Below are 3,536 nucleotides of genomic sequence, written 5' to 3'. Positions count from 1 at the left end.
GGCGCTGCCGGAGCGGGTGTCGGCGGCGGCGCCGGGGTGCCGAGCACCACCACGGCGGCCACCAGCTGCACGGCGAGCAGCACCGCCAACATGGTTGACAACCAGCGCGGCCGGAACCGCGCCGCGGTGGCGGCTACGTCAGTAGCGGCGGGCGTTGTAGAACGGTCCGGCGCCGTCAAGCGGCACCACCTTGACCGGCACACCGTAGGTCGACGCGTGCACGACCATGCCGTTGCCGACGTAGATGCCGGTGTGCGAGGCGTCCGAGTAGAAGTTCACGACATCACCGGGTTGCAGTTGATCCCGCGAGACCGGCTGGCCGCCGCTGGCAAGCGCCTGGCTGGAGTGCGGCAACGACATCCCCGCCTGCTGGAACGACCACATCACCAACCCAGAACAGTCGAACTGGCCGGGTCCGGATCCACCCCAGGAGTAGGGCGAGCCGACCTTCGTCAATGCGGCCTGAACCACCGTGGAACCCACCGGGCTGCCGCCTCCCGGGCCGGGCAGGATCGCCTCGGGCGGAGCGATGTCACCCGGTGGAATGCCTTCGGGCCCGACCGGCAGACCGGGGGCCGGCGGGGCGGCAAGAATCTCGGGTCCGGGCTGCGCCTCCGGCGCCGCCGGCAGTGCTTCGGGGAGCGGCGGGATCGGACCCGGAGTCGCCAGCGCAACCCGCTGCGCCTCGGTCAGTGAGTCGTACTGGGATTTCACCACGGCGATCTTCTGCTGCAGGTCGCTCTGCTTGGACTGCAGCTCGGCGCGCACCGCGGCAGCCTGCTCGGCGGCGGTCTTGGCTTCGGATGCCGACTGGGCGGAAGCCAGTTCGGCGGCCGCCGTCTGCTCGCTGACCCGGCGGTAGTTGGCCATCTGGTCGGACAGCTCGCCGGCGATGACACGTTGCACCGCCAACCGCTCGATGAGCCCCTGCGGTGACTCGGCGGTCAGGATGGCCGTCATACCGTCGGTGCGGCCACCCATGTACATGGCCGCGGCAAACTCGTTGACGCCGGCCTGGAAGGTCGCCAACTCAGCCTTGGCCGAGTCGACGGCGGCAAGATCGTCACTGTGCTTCTTGTCGGCGGCTGCCTGGATCTCCAGCTTGTTGTTGAGATCCAGCTGCGCGCTGTGCATGGCCTCGGTGGTCTGCTCGGCTTGACGCGAGAGGTCGTTCAACTTTGCCAGCGCGTCTTCGGCAGGGTCCGCCTGCACACCCGAGGCCAATACACCTGACAGCACAGTGAGACCAGCTATGGCGCACACAAAACCTTTGCGGGGGCGCTTGACTACACGCGAGATCCACTGGGAGCCGTCAAACGTCAAGATTTAATGTCCTTAAACTGCCTTCGGGATGCCGCTGTCACGTCACCACCGAACCGCCGTAGGTCTCAGATAGGTTACGAAACGACATCGGCGTTGTCCAACAGGAGACGTAAACGTAACAGCTGCCGTGGCGCTTGTCGCGTCTGTCCGGGCGCGCGTCACGCGACTCCCGGCTCGGATCCCAATTTGGGTGAGCGATGGATCGGCACCAGCCGCAAACGTGGCGCCATACCCGCCTCGGCGAGCACCTCCAGCGCCGCGCGCTCATCCGCCAGCAACGCTTCCGGAACACCCAAAAGTACGCTGACCACACAATCTCGACACCCAGGGCCACGCACAGCGCAGTCATCGCAATCGATGACAACCGGTTCACCACTGTCTGGCGGACGTCCGGCATATCCCATGTCTCGGCCCTCTCCGTTCTCGGTTCTCTAGCAGGTGCCCAGAACGCTAGACCCGACCCCCGACAAGTCCCCGCGGACAACCGACACGCCCGGATCCCACGTCGGCGGCGTTGACGCACGATGTCGGTGTGACCTTCTAGCGTCGACAGCTGTGACCGTCGGCCGCAGCACCCAACTGAGTTTCGCCGACTACGACGCGTCCGCCGATCTGCCGCTGCACGAGACCACCTTCGTTGTGGTCGACCTGGAAACCACCGGAGGCCGGGCCACCGCCCGGACACCGGGCGCCGTCTGTGATGCGATCACCGAGTTCGGCGCCGTGAAAGTGCGCGGCGGCACCGTCCTGGGCGAATTTGCCACCCTCGTCGATCCGGGACGCGCGATCCCACCGCAGATCGTCCAACTCACCGGGATCACCACCGCCATGGTGCGCGACGCGCCCCCGATCACCTCGGTGCTGCCGATGTTCCTCGAGTTCTGCCGTGGCGCCGTGCTGGTGGCCCACAATGCGGGATTCGACATCGGCTTCCTCAAGGCGGCAGCCGCCCAATGCCAGATCGCCTGGCCGCGCCCGCCGGTGCTGTGCACCGTCCGACTGGCCCGGCGGGTGCTGACCAAAGAAGAAGCGCCCAGCGTCCGCCTGTCGGCGCTGGCAGCACTGTTCCGGTCCAGCACCGAACCGACCCACCGGGCACTCGACGACGCCCGCGCCACCGTCGACGTCCTCCACGGGCTCATCTCCCGGATCGGCAACCAGGGAGTGCACACCTATTCGCAGCTGCGCACCTATCTCCCCCACGCCACACCCGCACAACGACAAAAACGGGTCCTGGCAGAAGGAGTCCCGCACTCCCCCGGCGTCTATCTGTTCCGCGGGCCGGCCGCCGAGGTGCTCTACGTCGGCACCGCCGTCGATCTGCGCCGCCGCGTCGGCCAGTACTTCAACGGCGCCGATCCCCGGGGACGCATCAAAGAGATGGTGGCGCTGGCGCAGTCGGTCGACCACGTCGAATGTGCGCACGCCCTCGAAGCCGGCGTCCGCGAACTCCGGCTCCTCGCCGCCCACGCCCCGCCCTACAACCGGCGGTCCCGCTTTCCGCACCGCTGGTGGTGGCTCACGCTGTCCGAGGAAGCGTTCCCGCGTTGGACGGTGGTGCGCGCCCCGGGCCGTCGCCGTGCCATCGGCCCGTTCCGCGCCCGCGCCGACGCCGCCGACACCGCGTCACTGCTGGCGCGGTTCACCGGAATCCGCACCTGCACCACCCGGCTGGGCCGCTCCGCACTCCATGGACCGGCCTGCCCCCCACGCGAGGTTTCGCCGTGCCCGGCCCGCCGTGACGTCAGCGCGGCCGACTATGCACCCGCCGTCGCCGACGCAGCCGGACTCATCGACGGGGTGCACTGCGACGCGGCCGAGGCTGCCGTCGCCCAGATCGGGGTGCTCGCCGAACGCGGGCACTACGAGAGTGCGGCCCGGCTGCGCGACCACACCGCCACCGCCGTCGACGTCCTGTGGCGCGGGCAGCGATTGCACGCCCTGTGCGCCATCGAAGAATTGGTCGCCGCCCAGCCCGACGGTGCCGGCGGCTGGCATCTGGCGGTGATCCGGCACGGCCAGCTCGCCTCCGCGGGAACCGCAAGGCGTGGCGTTCCACCGATGCCCGTGGTGGAGGCGATCTCTGCCGGCGCGCAGACCGTGCTGCGCGACGAAGCGCCGCTGGGGGGTGCCCTCGTCGAGGAAACCGCGCTGGTGGCCCGCTGGCTCGCCGCGCCGGGCACCCGGATCGTGCGGACCACCCAGGGCTGGAC

Annotated in this window: 3 protein-coding genes; 1 reads left to right on the top strand and 2 read right to left on the bottom strand. The window is 69.1% G+C overall.

Annotation, left to right across the window (positions count from 1 at the left end; genetic code table 11):
* Positions 1 to 138: 138 nt before the first annotated feature.
* Both ripC and WBB07_RS27615 read right to left on the bottom strand, forming a co-directional pair.
* Complete coding sequence (ripC, locus tag WBB07_RS27620) at positions 139 to 1,323, bottom strand: peptidoglycan hydrolase RipC (RefSeq protein ID WP_526312619.1); 1,185 nt, start codon at positions 1,321 to 1,323, stop codon at positions 139 to 141.
* Positions 1,324 to 1,481: 158 nt separating this feature from the next.
* Positions 1,482 to 1,727 carry a hypothetical protein gene (locus WBB07_RS27615; RefSeq protein WP_526312617.1) on the bottom strand — a complete coding sequence of 82 codons (246 nt, stop codon included), beginning with the start codon at positions 1,725 to 1,727 and terminating at the stop codon, positions 1,482 to 1,484.
* Positions 1,728 to 1,878: 151 nt separating this feature from the next.
* Here WBB07_RS27615 and WBB07_RS27610 point away from each other — a divergent pair.
* Positions 1,879 to 3,536 (top strand): DEDD exonuclease domain-containing protein (locus WBB07_RS27610; protein WP_526312615.1); only part of this gene is annotated, 1,658 nt, incomplete at its 3' end.

Source organism: Mycobacterium sp. (assembly GCF_049647605.1).
Classification (GTDB): domain Bacteria; phylum Actinomycetota; class Actinomycetes; order Mycobacteriales; family Mycobacteriaceae; genus Mycobacterium.
Note: the sequence above shows the minus strand (reverse complement) of the source record. Positions and strands in the feature narration are given on the sequence as shown.

What these genes read in the sequence shown, in the direction of transcription:
- WBB07_RS27615 (WP_526312617.1), bottom strand. Translation starts at nt 1,727, where the DNA reads ATGGGATATGCCGGACGTCCGCCAGACAGTGGTGAACCGGTTGTCATC.